The 22323-nt window shown below is 40.2% G+C and carries 23 protein-coding genes and 1 riboswitch; all 23 genes read right to left on the bottom strand.

From position 1 onward, the window contains the following. Position 1 precedes the first annotated feature (1 nt). On the bottom strand, positions 2-2449 hold the full coding sequence (locus tag HT720_RS05225; RefSeq protein ID WP_173274906.1) for an ATP-binding protein: 2448 nt from the start codon (positions 2447-2449) through the stop codon (positions 2-4). Beyond that, positions 2433-2825 carry a conjugal transfer protein gene (locus HT720_RS05220; RefSeq protein WP_000723888.1) on the bottom strand — a complete coding sequence of 131 codons (393 nt, stop codon included), beginning with the start codon at positions 2823-2825 and terminating at the stop codon, positions 2433-2435. The genes HT720_RS05225 and HT720_RS05220 overlap by 17 nt, the downstream gene beginning before the upstream one ends. Positions 2826-2913: 88 nt before the next feature. After that, positions 2914-3411, bottom strand: coding sequence for an antirestriction protein ArdA (locus HT720_RS05215; protein WP_000342539.1), 498 nt, complete (start codon positions 3409-3411; stop codon positions 2914-2916). Positions 3412-3527: 116 nt separating this feature from the next. Further along, positions 3528-3749 carry a hypothetical protein gene (locus HT720_RS05210; RefSeq protein WP_001009056.1) on the bottom strand — a complete coding sequence of 74 codons (222 nt, stop codon included), beginning with the start codon at positions 3747-3749 and terminating at the stop codon, positions 3528-3530. A gap of 42 nt (positions 3750-3791) precedes the next feature. Continuing rightward, complete coding sequence (mobT, locus tag HT720_RS05205) at positions 3792-4997, bottom strand: MobT family relaxase (RefSeq protein ID WP_000398284.1); 1206 nt, start codon at positions 4995-4997, stop codon at positions 3792-3794. Between the two features lie 22 nt (positions 4998-5019). Continuing rightward, positions 5020-5172, bottom strand: coding sequence for a hypothetical protein (locus tag HT720_RS05200; RefSeq protein ID WP_000879507.1), 153 nt, complete (start codon positions 5170-5172; stop codon positions 5020-5022). Positions 5173-5174: 2 nt separating this feature from the next. Continuing rightward, positions 5175-6560, bottom strand: coding sequence for an FtsK/SpoIIIE domain-containing protein (locus tag HT720_RS05195; protein ID WP_000813488.1), 1386 nt, complete (start codon positions 6558-6560; stop codon positions 5175-5177). A 28-nt stretch (positions 6561-6588) separates the two neighbouring features. Next, the gene (locus tag HT720_RS05190) at positions 6589-6975 is read right to left on the bottom strand and encodes a YdcP family protein (RefSeq protein WP_000985015.1); all 387 of its coding nucleotides are present in this window, start codon (positions 6973-6975) and stop codon (positions 6589-6591) included. A gap of 15 nt (positions 6976-6990) precedes the next feature. Next, entirely contained in the window at positions 6991-7305 is a 315-nt protein-coding gene (locus HT720_RS05185) for a YdcP family protein (protein WP_000420682.1), read from the bottom strand. Between the two features lie 387 nt (positions 7306-7692). Further along, a complete protein-coding gene (locus HT720_RS05180) occupies positions 7693-10125 on the bottom strand; it encodes an ATP-dependent Clp protease ATP-binding subunit (RefSeq protein ID WP_173274905.1) in 2433 nt (810 codons plus the stop codon). 1 nt (position 10126) lies between these two features. Further along, positions 10127-10585 (bottom strand): CtsR family transcriptional regulator, encoded by a 459-nt coding sequence (locus tag HT720_RS05175; protein ID WP_001211277.1) that lies wholly within the window; start codon positions 10583-10585, stop codon positions 10127-10129. A gap of 118 nt (positions 10586-10703) precedes the next feature. Next, positions 10704-11432, bottom strand: coding sequence for an ABC transporter ATP-binding protein (locus HT720_RS05170; protein ID WP_164226139.1), 729 nt, complete (start codon positions 11430-11432; stop codon positions 10704-10706). Further along, the gene (locus HT720_RS05165; RefSeq protein WP_061438562.1) at positions 11432-12439 is read right to left on the bottom strand and encodes an ABC transporter substrate-binding protein; all 1008 of its coding nucleotides are present in this window, start codon (positions 12437-12439) and stop codon (positions 11432-11434) included. Before HT720_RS05165 ends, HT720_RS05170 begins: the two co-directional genes overlap by 1 nt. Positions 12440-12477: 38 nt before the next feature. Beyond that, positions 12478-13236: an ABC transporter permease gene (locus HT720_RS05160; protein WP_173274904.1), complete on the bottom strand. Its 759-nt coding sequence runs from the start codon at positions 13234-13236 to the stop codon at positions 12478-12480. After that, complete coding sequence (locus tag HT720_RS05155; RefSeq protein ID WP_049513323.1) at positions 13199-13489, bottom strand: thiamine-binding protein; 291 nt, start codon at positions 13487-13489, stop codon at positions 13199-13201. The genes HT720_RS05160 and HT720_RS05155 overlap by 38 nt, the downstream gene beginning before the upstream one ends. Positions 13490-13557: 68 nt before the next feature. Then, positions 13558-13660: riboswitch (TPP riboswitch) on the bottom strand. An 82-nt stretch (positions 13661-13742) separates the two neighbouring features. After that, positions 13743-14861: a choline binding-anchored murein hydrolase CbpD gene (gene cbpD / locus HT720_RS05150; RefSeq protein ID WP_112444678.1), complete on the bottom strand. Its 1119-nt coding sequence runs from the start codon at positions 14859-14861 to the stop codon at positions 13743-13745. Between the two features lie 87 nt (positions 14862-14948). Next, positions 14949-15215 (bottom strand): Veg family protein, encoded by a 267-nt coding sequence (locus tag HT720_RS05145; protein WP_000128619.1) that lies wholly within the window; start codon positions 15213-15215, stop codon positions 14949-14951. A 1-nt stretch (position 15216) separates the two neighbouring features. Then, positions 15217-16569 carry a replicative DNA helicase gene (gene dnaB, locus HT720_RS05140; RefSeq protein WP_112444677.1) on the bottom strand — a complete coding sequence of 451 codons (1353 nt, stop codon included), beginning with the start codon at positions 16567-16569 and terminating at the stop codon, positions 15217-15219. A 43-nt stretch (positions 16570-16612) separates the two neighbouring features. Beyond that, complete coding sequence (gene rplI / locus HT720_RS05135; protein WP_000864214.1) at positions 16613-17065, bottom strand: 50S ribosomal protein L9; 453 nt, start codon at positions 17063-17065, stop codon at positions 16613-16615. Beyond that, complete coding sequence (locus HT720_RS05130) at positions 17062-19035, bottom strand: DHH family phosphoesterase (protein WP_173274903.1); 1974 nt, start codon at positions 19033-19035, stop codon at positions 17062-17064. Before HT720_RS05130 ends, rplI begins: the two co-directional genes overlap by 4 nt. Before the next feature lie 203 nt (positions 19036-19238). Further along, the gene (locus tag HT720_RS05125; protein ID WP_050242825.1) at positions 19239-20177 is read right to left on the bottom strand and encodes a DUF561 domain-containing protein; all 939 of its coding nucleotides are present in this window, start codon (positions 20175-20177) and stop codon (positions 19239-19241) included. Positions 20178-20282: 105 nt separating this feature from the next. Continuing rightward, positions 20283-21200 carry an MBL fold metallo-hydrolase gene (locus HT720_RS05120; protein ID WP_173274902.1) on the bottom strand — a complete coding sequence of 306 codons (918 nt, stop codon included), beginning with the start codon at positions 21198-21200 and terminating at the stop codon, positions 20283-20285. 3 nt (positions 21201-21203) lie between these two features. Further along, positions 21204-22316, bottom strand: a complete 1113-nt coding sequence (locus HT720_RS05115) for an acyl-CoA dehydrogenase family protein (protein ID WP_173274901.1) — start codon at positions 22314-22316, stop codon at positions 21204-21206. Between the last annotated feature and the right edge of the window lie 7 nt (positions 22317-22323).

Raw genomic sequence — 22323 nt, 5'->3', positions numbered from 1 at the left:
TTTACACCTCTTTTCGCACAGGTGGTCTGGTATCAAAGGCATGGAGCAGTTCTTCAAATACAGGGTGGAACTGTATCACACCGACACGACCATATAAATCACTGATAAGGCATTGCCCGTTTTCCAAATCACGCAATCGCTTCTGATTGTTTTCGTCCTCTGGGTCTACACCAAAAAAGGCTAAGGTCTTTTTAATCTCGTTAAGGTCAGTGGAACGAAATGCAAATTTTAAGCCGAGGTTATTTTTCAGTTTTTCATCTAAGAGGTCGTCTGTATTTTGGGTCACGAAATATACCCCAGCGTTCATAGCACGACCAGCCCGAACCAGCTTCATAGATAGTGTTTTTCCTTGTGCTACCTGTAAAAAGCTCCATGCTTCGTCTAAATCTACAATCTTGAAAATGCTTCGGTCTGTATGGATAAAGTCTAAAGCAAAGGTACTAATGACAATCAGCATAGCAACGGATAAAAGCTCCATAGTGGTATATTCCTCAAAGGAAGTTTCCTTGTCGGGAAGTACCAAGTCCGCAACCTGTATAATGTTCAGTTGTTTTTCTAAGCTGATAGACTGCTCCACATAACCATTACTGAATAATAAATGTGCAAAGTCATAGTCTGTAAAACTTTCGATATGGTCGGCTATACTGGTACTTAGTGGCGTATTCTCAACCCGTAATTCCTCAATCACTTTCATCAACCCTCGTACTTCACTATTGGTTACTGCACGAATGGCTTTTCTAAGGATTGGGAAGCGTTCCCCATCACGAGAGGAAATCCCCGTAAGGAATGTCAGAATATCAATAGCCAGTGATTCAGAATCTTTGGGATTTTTCATAATCACATAAGGGTCAAGTAAGCCTTTGTTTTTCTCATCAGAAGTCAGAGTGACGATATTGATTTCATGGGAAATCTCTGGCAAGGTTTCTTTCCATCTGCCACGTTCTGCTTTTGGGTCTACAATCACTGCTTGTGCCCCATAAAGCACCGCATAATAGACGATAAGGTTATTCGCAAAGGATTTACCACCACCCAGCGAACCAACAAAAGCCGACGCTAACGCATTGGTTACTGAACCCTTAACCCCTTGACTGGCAAGAGCAGGTTTCAGATAGACATTGCGTCCAGTATCTAAGCTGTAGCCAACATAAATCCCCTTATTTTCCCCCAGCATTTGAGTAGCACCAAAACCTAAACCAGCGAGGAAATCAGAGGTCACGTATTGAATATAATCATTCATATAACGCTTGCTGGCAGGTAAAAATTCTTCATGTAAGCCGAGCATATCCCCAAATGGTCGTACCAGTTTTACGCTTAAATCGTCATAAAAATCTTTCACTTCATTACAACGACGTTTGAGTTCGTCAAGATCATTTGCTGATACCCTTACCACATAAGACAGCTTGTACATAGATTCCTTGCTTTGGTCTAAATTGGTTTCCAGCTCATTCACACTTTCCAGAGCTTCCGCCACATTGGAGCTGGTTTCATTATCACTTTGCCAAGCGTGGTTATCCAAGTCTTTCAGTTCTTTCTTTTTATTGCGGACAGTAGATAGGGCTTTACGATTCGCTACAATTTCCACATTCATTGACGTATCAATCGGGAATGTAAATTGCTGTTGCTGGTAGTAGAAGATTTCAGAGGACGGGAAGTCCAGTTCTCCGACAATGCTGTTAATGGTAAAGTAAGCTACATAGACGGTTTCATCTTCCTGCTGGATTTTCAAATATCGCTGTTTTTCTTCCACCAAACAGCGAGTAGGCTTAATCAAGTCATAGTATTTAATCAGCGTTTCATTATCCAGCTTTTTCTTTGATAGATGGTACTCATACTCTTCATAGGCAGTTCCTGTCTGTCCGTAAAGGTGTTCAATCAGATAGCCGAAGTCGTCCTTATCTAACCTGCGGATTTTGAAACGACGAGAGATTTTATTTTCTAAGAGCTTTTCCATCTTCTGAAAACGCAGGATTTCATCATTACTCATACTAACAAAATCGCCCATCAGCTTATGGTTCACATCATAGACAAAATCAGACAAAGCATTTTTTGCTTCAACGGTAAGACTTTTCATAGAAAACTCCTGATCGTTGAGAAGCAACTTAAAGCCGATAAAGAAACGGTAGTTCACTTGATTTTCGCCAATCATGGATATTAAAGCGTCTGTCTGTTGGTCGATTTTGTCATAGGCAACCGCTTTGAGCTTGCCAGTGACTTCATTTTTGGAACGCTCTTGTGCAGAACGTATGCTGGATTCTGTACTGATTTGTAAAGCATGAATTTTGCCATCACGATTTTGTGCGATAAGCTGTCTGAAAGAATCATGCACTTGTATTTTCTGTTCTGGACTTAGAAATGAGTAATTGTAAGGAACAAGCTCATAGTAAGCATAACATTCCCCGTCTTTATTCCAGACGAGATTGTTTTCAATGTATTTAATTGGATATGCCATAAAATTCACTCCTAACTGCTGTAATGGCTTCTTGTGGCTGGTTTCTGCCAAGCGTTACTTTTTTTCCTGCATAGGTCAGCTTTGGTCGCAGTGCATAAGCAATGACAGACTTCAAAAATCCATAAGGCTTTTTACCATCAAAAGTTTTTGTAGACATAAACCATGTGAAAGCCACAGGAATCCCAAAGTATTTGAGAAATGCTCCCTCTATCATGGAAAGAGGGGGCAAGTTGCCAAGTATCATCACTGCAAAGAGTGACACGACAAACCATGTCATTTGCGTAAAGGTTATGGGAAACGGAAGTCTAAAATCATTGATAGAATACAGTACCTTTTCCACAGACCAGATACTGGTATAGCTTCGTATTTTCTTCATGTAATCAATCCTTTCATAAAAAATAGGGGTAGCTGATTGAGCCACCCCGTAAAATAGAAAATCTGCCAGTAGTAATGTACCGACAGATTTAATAGACGATTTCAAAAATCCCATGATTGGTTGAGATAAACGTTCCTGAAAGGTCTAAATCCCGACCATAGGCTTGATAATCAATATAGTTTTGAAGACTAGCTGGTACTTCGCCTAAAGCACCCGTTTCTTCAATGTAGTAGCGTGCCACGTCATACATATCATCACAATCGGAATGAATGATAATATCCTCTTGATGTTCGCTTAGTTCTTCAATGCTTGAAAAATGAGTGAGCAGAGCAGATAGCTCCGATTGTAATTCTTCGGGTAATTCCGATACCATTTCCCATAGTCGATTGAGTTCGCCAATGGAAGTGTATTCGTCAACCGTAAAGGGTAACTCGTAGTCATGAATGGCGTATTCCTCATATTCATCATTCAAGCCGATTTTCTCTTTGACTTCCTCAAAGTCAATGGGAAAGGTAAACCACGCACCGACCAATTCGCCCTCATTGTATTTGCCTAAATTCGCAATATAGACTTGCATATCGTCCATATATTCACGTCCTTTCTTTGTAGAGATTCAAAAATCCCTACCGCACTTCGTTTGGTGTACCATTCCTTTGCGGAACATAAGAAAACCACTTATATTCCACAAAAGAACGGTTTTATTTAAGCACCAATAATGCGATTGAATAGCTCTAGTAAAATGTCTTTTACTCCAGCAGCGTTGAAGACTAAGCCAACCGCAATAATCGCAATAATTAAAAAGCCAATCAGTTTGCTAAACTCACGCTTGAAGCCAAGATACAAGCCAATCACAACGATTGCTAAAAGCACCAGTGATTGAGCGTTTGATAGAAACCAGTTATAAAGGTTTTGTCCAAAATTCATAAAAATGTTCTCCTCTCTATATTCAATGAATTTGTATTTGAGTTATTTTTTTGTTGTTATCACGTCCTGTTCTTTTACTGACTGTTGCTTCAAAATCTGCTTGTGTCGGTCTGTCAGTTTCGCATGGTCGAGAATGTCTTTTACAACCTGCGTCTGGTTGATTTCATCAAGTTTAATCGCAACCTTTAAGGTCGGGGCAACTTGATGAGATAGCCAGTTCAGCGTCCTTTGGAAGGAGTAAGGCTCTGGTTTTGTGGTTAGTTTTAATCGTTCACGATTGTTCCCAATAAACCAAGCCCATTCTTCATTCAGTTTCCAATCAGAACGAGGTTTGGAATCGTCTTTATCTACAAAACGGATATACCGATTGATAATTTTAAAGGCGGTATGCTCTGGATTGTCATAGACGAGTAAATCACGGACTGCATAATAGGCACGCTCATTTTTCAATCGAATCTCAAAACGGTTTTTTACTTCTGCGTCTTCAATGGGAATATCATTTTTCTTGTACTGCTCGTAGTCCTTTTCATAGATACAGAAATAAACTTCACTTTGTAATGAACCGATATAGAGGGTGTTTCCCATACATTCCTTTTCCTCTTTGCGTACCAGTTCGCCACTGCGATAGCTTTTAAAACTGCGGAAGACGGAGATACATTCTTCCTGTTGGCACTTTTCAGTGAGTACAGGGATATTCAAAATCCCTGTCTTATCGTTAATGGCAAGGTCAAGGCGTTTCATCACACCGCCAGCCACCAAAACGTCCATAAAGAACTCATACCAGCTTCTTTGTTGTGCCAGAAGATAGCTTTCAAATTGTCTGCACCCACGACCTTTCAATTCCACCAGAACTCCTTTGTCCAGTTCATGGGAGCAAAGGACGAATATGTCGCCTAAAGCATAATGCTCTGAATAAGAATAGAAACCATAGTCCTCATGAAGAAAATAGGACAGTTTCAGTTGTAAGATGTTTTCGACCACCTGCTGTACGTCTGTTGTCGGAAAGCGAATCCTTACATAATCAAACAGCATTTCAAGGGGAGCGTCGGGATTGAAGCGTTCCAGAGCTTCCCAAAGGGACTGCTGTAAATCCTCTGATGGCTTGACTTTTCCTGTTTCAATATCGCTTAGATACTGCCTTGTAATACCAGTCGCAACAGCTAAACGGTTTTGAGATAGTCCATAAGCCAAGCGTTTTTCTTTTAAATGCTGTAACCAAGTTTGTTCATTCAGTAAAAATCCCTCCAATCAAAAAGGCGTATGTCAACTTTTAAAGCCCATTTGACATACGCTGAAATTTTGTAAATCCCTTGTAACCAAAGGATTTTCTAATGTTTTTTTGACTGTTTCCTGTCGATTTGTACCCCCCTGTTAGATACGGGGGGTTAAGTGCTGGCGTGGCTATTGCCACACCAGCCAGCAAGATCAGTCCACACCTGCGACTTCCGCTTCGCACGTCGCCTGCGTGGACTGTCTGCTGTTGGATAACTTTTTAATTTCCTCCAAGAAATCATATCCTTTTGGTACAAGGGGAGTATAAAACTCTGATATGACACTTGTTCCTACATCAACATAGCCACGACCTTTGATTCGCTTTAAGAAGAAATCCTTTTGTACGTCACTGCCAAACATCATGCCATAGCCCATTTCAGACATACGACCTAAAGCCACTCTGAAATTAAACTGATCACGGATTCCGTCGCCTAAATATTTTGCGTCTGGACGTTGACAAGCCAGTATTAGAAAGAAGCCAGCTTGACGACCTAACATGACAATCTGTTTCAGCTTATTCATAACTGCGGTGTTTTCTTTTGTTCCCAGCATTTCCATGAAAGCGACGTATTCATCAAAGATTAAGAAGTGTGCCGGGAGACCTAAGTAAGCATAATTTTTGCCAGTCTTATAGTTCTTCATCTGCTTCATTTCCTCACTACGTTTCATCATTTCTTCATAGAATGTTTCAATGCAAGAAAGCAAGTCTTCTTTTCTATAGTAGACATTTGCCATCACAGAACCTAAGTCCGCAAGGTCAGCATTTTTCGGGTCAAGAATATACAGTTTTGAATCTGTATGAAGCAAGGCTTCAATCAGTGTCAGTATAAAGTAAGTTTTACCGCCACCTGTACCACCAGCAATCAACATATGAGGGAGCTTATCATATTCCCACCATACGTTTTTCATTAAGCGAAGTTTACCATCTTTAGCTTCTACTTCATCAATAGAAATACGACTGGCTATGGTGTCATAGAGCAAAGTATATTCCACATAGGAATCCTTTAACTCTTTATCCGTCAGCTCACAGTACAAGCCACTCTCTAATTTCTTTTCCAAGTGTAAGAGTTGGTCTTGATATTTTCCCAGCGTGATTTCCACCCGTATCTGTATCAAGCCATTTTTAAGTCGATAATACATTTTAGGGAAGTAGGTTATCTTTTCCTTTGTACGACCAGCACTATCTTTAAAGAAACCCTCTGTTTTGACCTGTTCAGATTCATACCACTTGTTTTCAAGTATCATCTTTGCCAGTTTTTGACGGTGGTAAAGTTGTTTAACCGTATCATAGCGAACCCGTTTGAATACAAACGCTACCAGCAAGCAGATAAGAATTGCGACACTGAAACTGATAATTAAATAGGGAATGTCAATCTTATCTGCTTGTGATAGGTTAAAATCCTGCCAGTTGATCTGCTGGATTGTCTTCACATGAAACAGTCCGACAACCAGCAGGAAAACAGGCAGGAGTGACGCTATCGTAAAATGAAAGACTAAATCTTTACCAGATGGGCGAATCCTTTTACCACGCTGTTTCATGCGAAAAAGTCTCCTTTCTACCTAGCGACTATTTGTCTTGTGTCGGTTCTTTCTTTGCTTGTGGTTGAGCTTTGAATGAACTAGAATCCTTTGTCAGCACAATATCGTCTGCCTTGATATACCAGTCAACATCTGCTCCTTGATAGGTGGCAGTAGCAACGGTGTCCGCAATGGGATTGATAAGTTCCACCCGTGCGTTATAATCAAACTCTTTCAAAGGCACGCTGGCAGGAATACTTACTTGAATCATGCGTCCTTGTCCTTTGGATTTTAAGTCATAGGTACGTTCCTTGATTTCATCTGAAACCGACCCGTCTTCATTTTGGATTCTCACTTCACGACGTAGAGCAGAGAATTTCAATTCTCCAAAAGTCGTGTCTTTATCTAATACAATGCCATTTGCTAATCTCATCATTTTTCCTCTCTTTCTTTATTCTTTTATCATGTCGTCAGCATGTAAAAGGTAATTTGTAAAACCACGAGTGCCGATTTTGTAGCCCTCTGCGGTAATACGTGGATTGACTAACTTCACACGTTCCTCAAAGCCGAAATGTTTTTCGCCAGCTTCAGCAGGAAGCACCACCACAATATCATCTGCTCTTTGAACATCAGAATAGAGATTATAGCTTCTTGATAAGACAGTTAGCCGTCCGTTGATTCTTCGCTGAACGACTTTATCCTCGCCAGCAAATTCTAAATTGCCGAATGTTTTTTCCATGTTGGGAATCACAAATTTAAGTTCCATATTTTTACCTATCCTTTCTTTTTTATTGGCTGAATGAATGTTTGATGGTCTTAAAGAGTGGGGAACGACCTTTTGATTCTTGATTTTTTGTTTTCATAAGTTCACTTCCTTTCAAAATCGGGTAAAAAAATAGACACCTCATTTTTTGAAGTGTCTACCTATTAAATATTCAAATTTTATTGGAAGTATCTTTATATCTTCACTTTTCAAGGATAAATCGTCGTATCAAAGCTCATTCATAAGTAGTAAATTAGTAGTAAATTGAGTGGTTTTGACCTTGATAAAGTGTGATAAGTCCAGTTTTTATGCGGATAACTAGATTTTTATGCTATTTTTTATAAAAAAGTAGCAAAAAAGAGAATCAAGATTTCTCCTGATTCTCCATTTTTATGCAATATCAAATTTTAACTGGCCTGCTTTGACACCAATCTTAAGTGTGCTGCCTGCCTCTAATTCTCCATTGAGAAGAAGTTCTGCTAACTTGTCTTCCACTTCTGTTTGTAGGGTTCTGCGAAGTGGACGAGCTCCCATCTCTGGGTCATATCCTTGATTGGCCAACAATTTCAGTGCGGAAGTTTGTAATTTCAAGTCAATACCTTTTTCAGCCAAACTTGCCACTAAAGGTTTAACCATAATCTTCACCACTTCCTGCATATGGTCACTAGACAGGCTATGGAAGACCACCTTTTCATCAATACGGTTAATAAACTCAGGTCTATAAGCTTTTTTCAGCTCTTCAAACATGCGTTTTTCCATATTTTCCTGATCAAAACGAATATCCTTAGCCCCAAATCCGACAGTCTTGTCATCACGAAGGGCTGTCGCACCAAGGTTTGACGTCATGATGATAATGGTATTTGAAAAGTCAACCTTGCGGCCCTTGCTATCGGTCAAGACACCATCATCCAAGACCTGCAAGAGAACATTAAAGATGTCTGGGTGGGCCTTCTCTACTTCGTCAAAGAGGAGAACGGAATAGGGTTTGTTGCGAACCTTCTCGGTCAACTCCCCACCTTCTTCATAACCCACATAGCCCGGAGGAGCTCCATTGAGACGGCTGGCTGCAAATTTCTCCATATACTCACTCATATCAAAGCGGATAAGGGCTGATTCGTCATCAAAAAGAACTTCTGCCAGAGCCTTAGCCAATTCGGTCTTACCAACACCTGTAGGCCCTAAGAACATAAAGGAACCAATCGGACGCTTATGACTGCGAATCCCTGACTGGTTGCGACGAATCGCACGGCTAATGCTTGAAACTGCTTGATCTTGACCGATGACACGTTTGTGCAGTTCAGCTTCAAGATTCAGGTACTTCTTAGCATCCGTTTGAGTCAGTTTTTGAACTGGAATACCTGACAAGCGACTCAAGGTGGTCAAAATATCAGACTCTGTCACCAAATCTTTATAGACAGGCACTTCCTCTTCTTTAGTAATTAGTTGAGCAGCTTGTTTCCACTTACCATCCATCAAGGCCTTGTCAGCTGGAGTCAAACCTGAATCGTCTGCTTTTATATTTTTAGTTTTATTTTGCACTGTTGCCGCTGCTTCATCCAAAAGATCGATAGCAGAGTCTGGCAAGTGACGACTGGTTAAGTAGCGATGCGCCATCTTAACCGCTGTTTCAACCGCTTCATCTGTGATTTGTACACGGTGATGTTTCTCATAAGTCGCCTTCAAACCTTGTAAAATGGTCATGCTATCTGCCACACTTGGTTCTTCAATCGTCACTTTGGCGAATCGACGAGAAAGGGCCGCATCTTTTTCGATGTGTTTTTGGTATTCTTCTTGAGTGGTGGCACCAACCGTTCTCAAAGTTCCACGCGCCAAGGCTGGCTTCAAGATATTGGCCGCATCCAGAGTTGAGTCAATCCCACTACCAGAACCCATGATAGTGTGAAGTTCATCGATAAAGAGGATGACTTGACCATCTTCTTCAATATCCTTGATGATATTGTTCATGCGTTCTTCAAAGTCACCACGGAAGCGTGTCCCTGCAACGACATTCATCAAATCAAGCTCTAACACGCGCATCTTAGCCATTTCCGCAGGTACATCCCCACTAGCAATTCGCTGGGCAAGACCAAGCGCCAGAGCAGTTTTTCCGACACCAGCATCCCCAACCAAGACAGGATTGTTCTTGGTCTTACGGCTCAAGATTTGAATCATACGCGAGATTTCCTTATCCCGACCGATGACTGGTTCTAACTTGCCAGAACGCGCTTGCTCTGTCAAATCGTGCGTATAGTCCTCGAGACCACCACTAGGAGTCTGCGGCATGCCCATCATATTGGCCATGGAATTTTGCTTGTCAGCTACTGTACGATGGCGTTGGCGTAGAGCCTTGAGATCTTCTCGAGTCCAGCCTACTCGTTCTTCTAGATTGCGACGAAGGGCAGCAATCTTGACCTGATCTTTCTTGTCTTCATAAGAAAAACCAGCCCTCTCCAAGATACGAGTCGCCAAGGCATTGCCATCATGCAAAATCGCATAGAGGACGTGCTCCGTCCCTAGCACCTTAGCATGGACCACTGACGCTACATACTCTGCTTCGTCAAAAAGAACCTGCAAACGATGGGAGAACGGCAATTCCGTAAAGGTTTCATCCTGGCTATAGTCCGTTTCAGTCAGTTCCAAAGCCACCTCTTCTAAACGGTCCATCTCATATGGATAATCATTTAAAGTTGCCCCTGCCACACTATAACTGTGATTGGACATGGCAATCAACAAGTGCCAAGACTCTAGGTAACGAGCTCCAAAATGGCCAGCAACCATGTAGGCACTTTCGATACATTCATTCAATGCTTTTGAATAGTTCATCTTACTTCCCTTTTCTATCTACCTCTTGTATGACCTGTCGTAGCATATTAGCTCGAAGGACTGGAGCTTCTTCTCCTAGAACGCGATCCAAAGCTACTGATACTAGCAAATTCATCTCCTGCTTGGTCATCAATTCCTGCTCAACCAAAAGCTGTAGAATATCCTCATAAATTTCTTGACTGACCCGCTCACCAATCGAGTAAAGCAGCTCCCGGAGCATTTCATGATGACTAGAAAACTCAATCCGTCCTATACGAATGTAGCCTCCGCCACCACGCTTACTTTCAACTAAGTAGCCTCTACTTTCCGTAAAGCGTGTCTTGATCACATAGTTAATCTGACTAGGAACAACCTGAAAAGTATCTGCCAACTGACTCCGTTGCAACTCCACAATTCCAGATTGATCTAAAATCGCCTTGATGTAGGCCTCAATATGATCCGATGTATTTTTAAATCTCATTACAAACCCACCTCTCTCTTTAAACCTTGACTATCTTTGACTATTATACCGAAATTTTCTCATTTTTAAAAGAAAAAGGGCGCTGGTAAAGGATAATCTTCACCAACTCCCTATTTTTCTACTTATCCAAGCCTAATTCTACCAAGATTTGACGTTTGTAGGCAATCTTTTGGACTTCCTTGTCCTCTTCTTCAGACCAATCTAGTTTAATTTCTGAAACAATCTGCCCAGGGCGATTTTTCAAAATATAGATGCGGTCGCTGAGATTAAGGGCCTCCTCGATACTGTGAGTAATAATCAAGGTTGTTAGCTGCAACTGCTTGTGAATTTCAAGATACCAAGCATGGAGTTCCATCTTGGTCATCTCATCCAAAGCGCTAAAGGCCTCATCCAAGAGAAAGAGCTTGTGCCCGAAAAGGTAAGTTCGAAGCAAGGCTACACGCTGACGCATCCCACCACTGAGTTCATGAGGGTATTTATCTCTTACAGCTGTCAACTGGAAGGTCGCAAGAATTTCATCCGCGCGGGCAATGGCTTCCGCCTTATCCACTTTTTGAATCAAGAGAGGAAGAATGATATTACCAAGCACCGTCTTGTGCTCCAAGAGCAGATCCTTTTGCAACATATAACTCACGCGCCCCTTGGGATTTTCTTCACCATCAAGGACAATTCTCCCTGACTGAACTTCTAAAATCCCCGCAATTAAGTTGAAAAGCGTAGTCTTACCAACACCACTTGGGCCTAGGATGGAAACCACTTCGCCTGAAGTCATCTGCAGGTTGATGTCCTCTAAAATCCTCTCTTGACCATAGGCATAACTGACGTGTTCTAGTCTAATTTCTGTCATTATTTCACAAATTCGTTGGTGAAGCCTTTGTCTGTCAAGTCTTCTTTAAGGATACCATTTTCTTTATCCCATTTGTAGAAGGCATTCCAGCGAGCTGCATCAAATTGACCCCATTTTTCCTTGTCGCTTGCGTATTCTTTTGACAAGTATTTTTGAGATTCGATAACAAAGTCACGTTTTTCCTTGAGTTCAGGTGCATTTTTGATGAGGATATCAGCTGCTTCTTCTGGATGCTCCATAGCATATTGGTAGCCTTTTTTGATAGCTTGGATGACTTTACGAGCTTCTTCTTTGTTATCTTTCAAATAGTCGTTGTTTGCGATGATGACTGGTGAATAGTAGTCAAATTCTTTAACGTAGTCTTTCAAGTACATGAAATTAGCATCTACACCTTGAGATTTGGCAAGGATACCATCCCAACCGTAGTAAATCCAAGCAGCGTCAAAGACGCCATTGGCAATCGGTGTGATCGAGTTTGAGTCGTTGTTTGGTACTTTTTCAACCTTCTCAAAGTCTCCGCCTTGTGATTCTACCAAGGTTTTCAACATAGCAAGTTCAGTTGGGTCATTCCAAGTTCCGTATTTCTTACCAACCAAGTCCTTTGGACTGCTTACATTATCAGATTTACGAGAGATGATTCCTGATGTATTGTGTTCTACGATAGCTGCAACGGCAGTGATTCCTGCTCCTTTTTCCAATTTTTTAGCCATGTAGTCTTGGAAATACACTGCAAATGGTGCCTTACCATTGATAACCAAGTCAGATGAGCTTTCTTCTGGTGGCAATTTCAAATCAACATCGACTCCAGCTTCTTTGAAATAACCTTTTTCCTTGGCAACATAAAGCCCTGTGTGGTTAGTATTTGGTGTCCAGTCTAGGATAAAGTCGATCTTCTTGAGTTCTGCTTCTTTGTTGTCCTTAGAAGCAGTTCCTTGACCACAGGCCACAAGCACAACAGCTACAAGAGCTGTTACAAGCGTTAAAAACACTTTCCATGTTTTCTTCATTTTGATTTCCTCTTTTCTTTTTCAGAAACATTCTTATTCTACGAACGTTTCCATTTAATAACATATTTTTCACTAATATCGACCAACTTCATACCAAGAAGACTGATAACCGATACCAGAATAATAATAGCGAACATGGTATCATACTGAAACAGTTTCTTGGACTGAATCATGTAGACACCTAACCCCTCAAAGCCTCCCAACCACTCAGATACCACTGTTGTGATAAAGGCGTAGGAGACACTGACCCTCAGACCTGCATAAAAGTAAGGCAGACTGACTGGAATTTTAAAATGCCACAGGATTTGCCAAGGCTTGGCCCGCATCAAACTAAACAAGGTCAGCATATCCTTGTCACAATGCCTAAAGCCGTCCAAAATACTGACGATGATAGGAAAAGTTGTCGTCAAGATAATCAAGACAATCTTGGGCAGAATCCCATAACCTAGCCACAAGACCAGAATAGGAGCTATGGCAATGGTCGGAATGGTCTGAACGACCACCATCATAGGGTAAATCAGGTCATTGAGCCAAGTCAAACTATCCATAAGTACAGCCATGAGACAGGCAATCAAGACTCCCAAAATCAGTCCCAATAAAGCCACTCTCAAGGTCGCCCAGCTATGGTACCAGAGAAATTCTCTATCACGAACAAAGGCCTGAAGAATTTCAAAAGGTGTCGGCAGGATAAACTTGGGGAGAAGTTTAAGAAAACCTGCTAACTGCCAGATTGACAAGACCCCCAGAAAGCCCAATAGACTAATGTGTCGTCTCAGTATACTTTTCAAGTTTCTCATCAATACTTAAAATCTCTCCTACATTTATTTTGACATTGGCAAAGACATTATCTGCCTCCTGCCCTGCCACTTCCAGCGCTTCTTTGAGAATGCGCATGAGCTCATCAAACTCCCCTTCCAAGACCGTTTCAAATGGTGTCACCACTATGGTCACTTCTTGAGCTTGTAGATAAGCAATGACTTGATCGATAACAGCAATCCGATCAATCCCCTGTGCTAGGGGTAAAACTTGCAAGGCGATGCTTGCTTTCATAAAAACCTCCTCTTCTCGTTTTCCTTTGACAAAAAGAAAAACCTTTACCATATATGGAAAAGGTCAAGAATAGACTAAGTATCGTTCCCTCCGCTGGCATTACCCAGATCAGGTGCGGTCGAAGTTTAACACTTCCTCTCAGACTGTACACAGACTCCCATATATTATATGGATATATGATAGCGCAAATTAAGAAAAATGTCAAGGAAACTGCTTACAGAAAAGAGCAGGAAACATTTCCTACTCCAATTTTCTATACTCGTTCTCCATCACTGTTTACTCTGTAGCCATCCACCGCCGTATTAACAGCTAAGACACCTGAAGAGTAAGAATAATACCACTTACCAGAAACTTGATACCAGCCTGTTTTCATTGCCCCTGAACTATCCAGATAATACCACGAGCCATTTTCCTTTAACCAGCCTGTCTGCATTTCACCAGATGATTTCAAATAATACCAGCTAGAACCATCTTTCAACCATCCCGTTGATTTAGACCCATTTGATTTAAAATGATACCAACTACCATTTATTTTCTTCCAACCGACAGTCGATCCATTATTTGAGCTATAATTAGAGCTATTCCCTGATTGGTTCTGATAATTTTGTGAAGAAGTCACTCCCTCTAGCTGGATATAACGACGACTTCCGTTATAAGCTGTATAACTCAACCACTTGTATCCATCTTTTTCGAGAATTTGATCATAATGAACCTTCTCCCCAGGATAATAGTAATCAATCGCAGTTGCGCTAGCTAGTGGCTGATTTTTGATAGCAGACTTAGACTTGAAATAATGTGTTCCTCCTGTTGAAACTGAGGTTTGACTATTCCCAACACTGCCACCAGCTAAATCTTTAAAATGAATAAATCCTGTCATCGTATTTGCTTTTATAATTCGTTTATTATAGGCTTCTGTATAACCATAGTTATATTCCTCGATCTCAATCTGATCTCCCATTACATTTGACACCCAGGCAACATGCCCATAAGTTCCTGCAGTAGACCAAGCAATAGAGCCAATCGCTGGTCTATTATCGACACGATAACCTTCACGACGAGCACGATAGCCCCATTCATTCGCATTTCCATAAGCCCTTGGAATCTCAAAACCATTGACATTACTCAAACGAAAGGCTGCAAAAGAAGTACACTGACGAGAATACATGCGCCACTGATCAATCTCCTGGCTCCCATTTTTATAATAAACAGGATAATCATCTCCACGCGCAATCGATCCATTTCCTCCAGAATAGGCATATACACTATCACTCGCTGCTAACATCAATCCTACTACTAAAAAAGGAACAACCTTTTTAGCTGATTTTCTGAAAGAAAACCTTGTCTCTGTTACTTTAAACGGTAAAATTTTCATTCTTCCTCCTTGAAAATAATATAAATCGAAGATTACCTTCACTTAAACTATTCGGAGAAAAAAGAAAAAGTGAGAAAATTTCTCACTTTAGTCCAGATAATGAATTAGATTTTTTTCTGTAAGGATATCTGAGTAAGTAAAGGATTCAACGTAAACATTAGCCTGTTTATCTCCTTCCACATTCCCAAATTCCACAATAAATAGGGATGGATAAACTTCAATTAACTTACCCAATCTATTTTTTTGACGCTTACGCCCATTTTCCAAGGTCATTTCAATTACATGACCCTCATGTGCCTTGATTTCCTCTTTGATTTTTTTCATCTTAGCTACATCTGTAAATGCATCTGTCATTTTATGCCTCCCTTTTTGAGATACTTGAAAATTTATTGTATTCTTTTTGGAAAATCAATTCCACTGTTCCACGAGCTCCACTACGGTTTTTCTCGATAATAACTTCCACCTTATTATTTGGGATACCGTCCTCTTCTTCACCACCACGCTCATAGTAATCGTCACGATAGAGAAAAGCTACGATATCAGCATCTTGCTCAATAGACCCAGATTCACGAATATCAGACAAGACTGGTCTTTTATCCTGACGTTGTTCTACACCACGAGAAAGCTGACTTAGAGCAATTACAGGAACTTTCAGTTCCTTAGCTAAAATTTTCAACTGACGTGAAATTTCTGAAACTTCTTGTTGACGATTTTCCCGACCAGTTCCCGTGATAAGCTGCAAATAGTCTATCAAAATCAAACCAAGATTGCCCGTTTCTTGAGCCAATTTACGAGAACGAGAACGAATCTCTGTAATTCGAATCCCTGGCGTATCATCAATATAGATACTTGCATTAGCTAGATTACCCTGAGCAATGGTATATTTTTGCCACTCCTCATCAGTCAATTGACCCGTACGGATAGAATGAGATTCCACCAAACCTTCTGCAGCTAACATACGGTCCACTAGACTTTCCGCACCCATTTCCAGTGAGAAAATAGCTACCGTCTTGTCCAACTTAGTCCCAATATTCTGAGCAATATTCAAGGCAAAGGCTGTCTTACCAACCGCCGGACGAGCTGCTAAGATAATCAACTCCTCCTCATGAAGACCAGTCGTCATATGATCTAAATCACGATAGCCTGTCGCAATACCTGTAATATCGGTCGTTTGTTGCGAGCGAGCTTCCAGATTTCCAAAGTTGATATTCAACACATCTCGAATGTTCTTAAATCCACTTCGATTAGCATTTTCACTGACATCAATCAAGCCTTTTTCTGCCTGAGCAATGATTTCATCAGCTGGTTGCGAAGCCTCGTAAGCTTGATTGACAGACTCTGTCAACTTGGAGATTAATCGCCGTAGCATTGCTTTTTCTGCAACAATCTTAGCATAGTACTCCGCATTAGCAGAAGTTGGCACAGAATTGACAATCTCAACCAAGTAAGACAAGCCACCAATATTCTGTAAATCCCCTTGATTATCAAGAATGGTGCGAACAGTTGTTGCATCTATGGCATCACCACGATCGGATAAATCGACCATGGCTTGGAAAATCAAACGATGGGCATACTTAAAAAAGTCCCGAGACTCAATGTATTCTCGCACAAAAACAAGTTTACTCTCATCAATAAAGATAGCCCCTAAAACGGATTGCTCAGCTAAGATATCTTGAGGTTGTACTCGTAACTCTTCTACTTCTGCCATCAGACTTCCCTTCCTTTTACAATCTTGTCAAGAAGGTGTAAATTTATCCTTCTTTCACACGAAGATTGATTACACTTGTGATATCTTGATAGATTTTCACTGGCACATCAATCAAACCAACTGCTCGAATCGGAGCTTGTACTTGGATATGACGTTTATCAATCTTAATTCCAAATTGCTTTTGCAATTCTTCTGCAATCTTCTTATTGGTAATAGAACCAAAGGTACGGCCATCTGGACCAACTTTTTCAACAAATTCTACAACCGTTTCTTCTGCTTCAAGTTGGGCTTTAATTGCTTTTGCTTCTGCAATCATCTCAGCGTGAGCTTTCTCTTCGGATTTTTGTTTACCACGAAGTTCACCTACAGCTTGAGCAGTCGCTTCTTTGGCTAGGTTCTTTTTGATAAGAAAGTTTTGCGCATACCCTGTTGGTACTTCCTTAATTTCGCCTTTTTTACCTTTTCCTTTAACATCTGCTAAAAAGATTACTTTCATTCTTCTTTCTCCTTTTCCTTTATTTCATTTAATACAATTTCTGTCAGTTTTTCACCTGCTTCTGACAAGGTTAAATCTTTAATTTGAGCTGCTGCCAAATTAAAGTGACCTCCACCGCCTAACTCTTCCATAATCCGTTGCACATTCAGTTTACTACGACTCCGAGCTGAGATGGATATAAAGCCTTGTGTATTTTTCGCAAGAACAAAACTCGCTTCAATACCTGACATAGCTAACATGGCATCTGCTGCCTTACTAATAACAACTGTATCATAGCATTTCGTGTCCTTAGCCTCTGCTATTAGTACATCTGAACCTAATTTACGCCCCTGTAAAATCAGTTCATTGACCTCACGATATTCTTCAAAATCTGTCGCAGCGATTTCCTGGATAGCAATACTATCGCTTCCGCGCGTTCTGAGATAGCTAGCAACATCAAATGTCCGACTGGTAACTCGCGAGGTGAAATTTTTAGTATCCAACATCATACCAGCCATTAAGACACTTGCTTGCATACGACTCAAACGATTTTTCTTAGAATTCTGGAACTGAATCAATTCTGTTACCAACTCGCTGGCACTGCTTGCACCACTTTCGATATAAGTAATAACTGCATTGTCTGGGAAATCCTGATCCCTTCTATGGTGGTCAATGACGATGGTTTGGGTAAATAAATCATAAAATTCTTTTGATAATGTTAAGGCTGTCTTTGAATGGTCTACAAGAATCAACAAAGAACGATTGGTCACCATCCCCATTGCATCCTTAACAGACAACAACTTCGTAACTCCTTCTTTTTCTAAAAATGAAACAGCTCGTTCAATATCTGGAGACATTTGTTCTTCATCATAAAGAGCATAGCTATTTTCAATCACATTGCTGGCGAACAACTGCATACCTACAGCAGAGCCCAAAGCATCCATATCTAAATTTCTATGCCCAACTACAAACACTTGATCCACACTACGAATCTTATCAGATATGGCTGTCATCATTGATCGAGTACGGGTACGAGTGCGCTTGATAGACGCAGCCGACCCACCGCCAAAGTAGACTGGATTTTTCGTTTCATCATTCTCCTTGACAACCACCTGGTCGCCACCACGTACTTCAGCCAAGTTCAAGTTGAGCAAAGCAACTTTCCCTATCTCATCATGATTTCCATCGCCATAAGAAAATCCCATACTTAAGGTCAAGGGCAACTGTCTCTGTTTCGACTCTTCTCTGAAAGCATCAATAACAGAAAATTTATCATTCATCAAGCCCTCAAGCACCGTATAGTCCGTAAATAGATAAAATCGATCCATACTTACCCGACGAGAAAACATCATGTATTTTTCTGAAAACTCTGATATAAAATTAGCTACAAAACTATTGATTTGACTAATATCTGACTCAGAAGTTGCATCCTCCAAATCATCATAATTATCCACAGAGACAATCCCAATCACTGGTCGACTCGTTACTAATTCATCTGTTATGGCTTGCTCCCTGGATACATCTACAAAATACAAAACACCGGAAGAAGCATCCATATGAACAGCATAACGCTTCTCACCCAGCTTGGCATAAGTAGACGGATTTCCTACTGAAGCCTTGATAATCGTTTGAACAGCTTCCAAATCAAAATCACCATCTTCCTTGGTCAAAATCAATTCAGCATAGGGATTAAACCACTCAACCTCTCCAGAAGATAAATTCAATTTCATAACACCTACAGGCATCTGTTCCAATAGAGATGTCAAACTTTCTTCCGCTTGGTGGTTTACATACTGTATCTGTTCTACATCACTCCTTGTATAATGCACTCTCAGTTTCTTAAATAAAAAAACATAGCCTCCTACAAAAAGAAACAAAATTAAAAGCGTCAACAGATTATTATTAACAAAAATAATGAAAGTGGATAAGACTCCAAACGCAATCAATCCTACTAGAATAGGAAAGAATGGACTTACATAAAATTTTTTCATTCCAAACCTCTTGGCACCCATTATACCATAATCCCCCTCAAAAAGCGACTTTTAAAGAAGTTTATGGCTATTAGCATTAACAGTTTAGCTGTGAGTTTATACATTCAATCTCTATTTCTTCTTGATTTGAACATAAAAAATAGAGGAAGAAGTAGTCATCCTCTATTTTCTTCATTAACGATAGTTTCTTTAACTAAAAGAGACTATTCTCCAACTTCTATCTGAAGACCTTTCAATCTTTCTTGTGCTTGGCTTACAATAGACTCTATAATAAACTTACAAGGTTTGATTTCTTTGACTAACCCCGCAATCTGACCACTCATCATTGAACCATTTTCTGTATCTCCTTCATAAACCGCTTTAGAAAGAGATCCGATAGTAATTTCCTCTAATTCCTCACGGTTAGTTCCTTTTTGCTCTAATTCAATATAATGATCAGTCATGGCATTTCGGATGCAACGAACTGGTGCCCCAGCAATCCGTCCAGTAACAGCAGTTGCCGTGTCATTTGCCTCCAAAACTGCTTCTTTGTACTCTGTAGCAATCGGACACTCATCTGAAGCTAGAAAAACAGTTCCCATCTGCACACCTGCTGCTCCTAAAGCAATGGCTGCAGCTAGTCCTCTACCATCCGCAATTCCTCCTGCTGCGATAACAGGAATCGTAACAGCATCTACAATTTGCGGGATAAGGGCCATAGTGTTACTTTCTCCGATGTGACCACCTGCTTCTGAACCTTCTGCAATAACAGCATCAACTCCGAGTTCTTGCATTTTTTGAGCATGTTTCACACTAGCAATAACTGGAATAACCTTAATTCCAGCTTCCTTCAAATAAGGCATGACATGTTTTGGTGTTCCCGCCCCAGTTGTAACAACAGGCACTTTTTCTTCGATAATAACTGTAACAATATCTTTGATATTCTTCATCATCAACATAATATTGACACCAAAAGGCTTATCTGTCAACTTTCTTAACTCACGAATTTCTTCACGTAACTGTTCTCCAGTCATCCCACCGGAGGCAATAATTCCCAATCCCCCAGCTTCTGATACAGCTGCAGCTAATTGATAATGAGAAATTTGAGCCATAGCTCCTTGAAAAATTGGATATTTAATTTGTAAAAGTTTTGTAATAGACATGTGAATACTCCTTTATTTTCTGTTGCTTCTTGTTGGCGTATGGGTAGTCATCCCACCTGATCCAAGTCAACAAGAAAATGAAATCATTTGTCTCCTTATATACGACTATCCTAAAAAAATTGGTTTGCGATCTTGCCTATCTGTAAAAGGAATTATTGGAGGTCGAGAGCGTGGCACATAATCTACAAATTCTTTACCTTCTTTATCAAACTGGGCGACTGCTAAAAATTGATCATGATAAAAGAAAAATTTATAGTCATTTTCAAAAGCTTGACGGAGCCACTTCTCTTTTGCCAAGATTGATTTCATAGGGTAATCATCCACTGCAGGGATCCACAGAGAATTCCGATGAACATGTGTCAACATCAAATCTCCCATATGAATCATCGTATCCTTTCCTTGTTTCAATAGAATAATACTATGACCATTACTATGACCACTCGTACGAATCATTTGAATTTCTGGAATCACATTAATGTATTCTGAAAAAGTTGTTACTTGCTTTTCAATTGGTTCCCAGTTTTCTCTAAGATAAGTGCCTTTTGTCCGATTATTAGGATTTCGCATTTCATACCATTCGACATCGTTTACAATGATTTTTGCTTTGGGATACTTGGATACCAAGTCTCCAGAGACATCCCTATAGGTCAAACCACCTGAATGATCATGATGCATATGAGTCATGAGAACAACATCAATCTGACTAGTAGTCAATCCTAAGAGTTCCAAACTCTCCTCAACCCTGCTCTCTGATAAAATACCTAAATTTCGTCTTTGTTTTTCTGATAATTTAGCTGTATCAAAACTAGTATCAATAAGGTAATTTTTCTCCTTATATTGAATCAAAATTGGATCTGTTAGCTCAGCCATCATATTATCCTCATTGGTTGGATAATAGCGCGACCATACAACTTTAGGAACAGGGCCAAAAAGTGTTCCTGCATCAGTTAATTTATCTGCACCACGTAGCCAAGTCAACTTCATATCATGGAACTGGTATTCCTGTAGTGTGAGATTTGTCATTCTTTACTCCTTTAGCCACTGACAGGCAATTCGCTTGCGAATCGAATCTCCTGATTTACCATACATTTCAAGCGTTTTAGCATCTTTTAAATATCGATCAATGGGAATATCTTCCACAGTATGCAAGGGGCTCATCAACCGAATAATATCCTCAGAAATCTCCAAGGCAACTTTTGTTGTATAAAGTTTAATCTGACATACAAACAAAAGTGCATCTCCCATGTTACCTTGATACGAATTAAAATACGCTTTTGCTGAACACAATTTTGTATACAAATCTGCAAACTGATACTGATAAACAGTTGCATCTAGTAAACGCTTGCCAAACCCACGTTTAACTTTCACAAAAGACAATCCTTTTTCAAATGCACCTTCAGCAACTCCGAGGGAGACTGCACTAAGACCAAGCTGTAATTTTTGAAGAATATCATTCAATTGTTCATCACCTGATAAGCTCAAACCCAATAATCTGTCTTGCGTCAGAAGCACATTGTCAAAGGCAACAGAACTGATGGGGCACCCCTTTAGACCTGGTTTGCTAATGTCATCACCAATAACAACACCTGGGTCTCTTGTATCGACTATGAAAAAACCAAAAGAATCTTTTCCCCCATCTGCTTCTATCTTCGCAAGGATCAATAAAATATCAGCAAATCGACAATTAGACACAATTGATTTTTCACCTGATAAACGCCAACCAGTAGCTGTTTTCGCAGCAGTAGTTTCAATTACTGACAAACTTTCCATGGATTTTCCTTCAGAGAATCCCAAGCCTACTAATCTCTCACCTTTGACTAATGATTCAAGATAATGAGACTGCTGGTCTATGGTTCCAAAGCGCATAAAAGGGTAGATTCCATAGTAAGCTTGAGTCAATAAAATTGTAGAAAATGCTGGAAAATACTTTGCAATCAGACGAATAAGAGTTAGAAAAGGTACAGTCGCCCCATCAAGCTGACTATCTACACAAGAGGAAAAAATATTATATTTATCAATAAATTTAGAGAGTAACTCTCTCGGAAATTGATTTTCATCCTCCCTGTTCCTCAAATAGGGTAAAAGTAAATTCCGTAACTCTGCATCCAGTTCATGCTCCAAGGCATTATTATCAATCATCATCTTC

Origin of the sequence: Streptococcus sp. 68, assembly GCF_013277415.1 — a bacterium.
In the GTDB taxonomy this organism is placed as follows: domain Bacteria; phylum Bacillota; class Bacilli; order Lactobacillales; family Streptococcaceae; genus Streptococcus.
Note: the sequence above shows the minus strand (reverse complement) of the source record. Positions and strands in the feature narration are given on the sequence as shown.